Origin of the sequence: Bombilactobacillus mellifer (assembly GCF_000970795.1) — a bacterium.
GTDB lineage: Bacteria > Bacillota > Bacilli > Lactobacillales > Lactobacillaceae > Bombilactobacillus > Bombilactobacillus mellifer.
In genome coordinates, this window is the sequence record NZ_KQ034035.1 from 1 (window position 1) to 798 (window position 798).

The window sequence follows — 798 nt, forward strand, 5'->3', positions numbered from 1 at the left end:
GGTTCCCTCAGAATGGTTGGAAATCATTCACAGAGTGTAAAGGCAGAAGGGAGCTTGACTGCGAGACCCACAAGTCGAGCAGGGACGAAAGTCGGGCTTAGTGATCCGGTGGCACCGCATGGAAGGGCCATCGCTCAACGGATAAAAGCTACCCTGGGGATAACAGGCTTATCTCCCCCAAGAGTTCACATCGACGGGGAGGTTTGGCACCTCGATGTCGGCTCATCGCATCCTGGGGCTGTAGTCGGTCCCAAGGGTTGGGCTGTTCGCCCATTAAAGCGGTACGCGAGCTGGGTTCAGAACGTCGTGAGACAGTTCGGTCCCTATCCGTCGCGGGCGTAGGAAATTTGCGAGGGTCTGTCCTTAGTACGAGAGGACCGGGATGGACATACCGCTGGTGAACCAGTTGTCTTGCCCAAGGCAGCGCTGGGTAGCTATGTATGGACGGGATAAACGCTGAAAGCATCTAAGTGTGAAACCCACCTCCAGATGAGATTTCCCATTCAGAAATGAAGTAAGACCCCTCAGAGAAGATGAGGTAGATAGGTTGCGCGTGGAAGTACGGTGACGTATGGAGCGGAGCGATACTAATCGGTCGAGGACTTAACCGAGAGCGGCAGCAGTGAGCTTTTAGTATTCAGTTTTGAGAGGTCTAAGGCAAGCAAACGGACCGCTCAAGCAAGCAAGCAGCAGTGTGGTGATGATGGTGAAGAGGATACACCTGTAACCATGCCGAACACAGAAGTTAAGCTTTTCAACGCCGAAAGTAGTTGGTGGGAAACTACCTGCGAGGATAGG

The 798-nt window shown here is 53.3% G+C and carries 2 rRNA genes; both read left to right on the forward strand.

Going from position 1 to position 798, the window contains the following annotated elements:
- Positions 1-611: ribosomal RNA gene (locus JG30_RS08035) — 23S ribosomal RNA — on the forward strand; the annotation flags it as partial.
- Positions 612-693: 82 nt separating this feature from the next.
- Positions 694-798, forward strand: a 5S ribosomal RNA gene (rrf, locus tag JG30_RS08040); the annotation flags it as partial.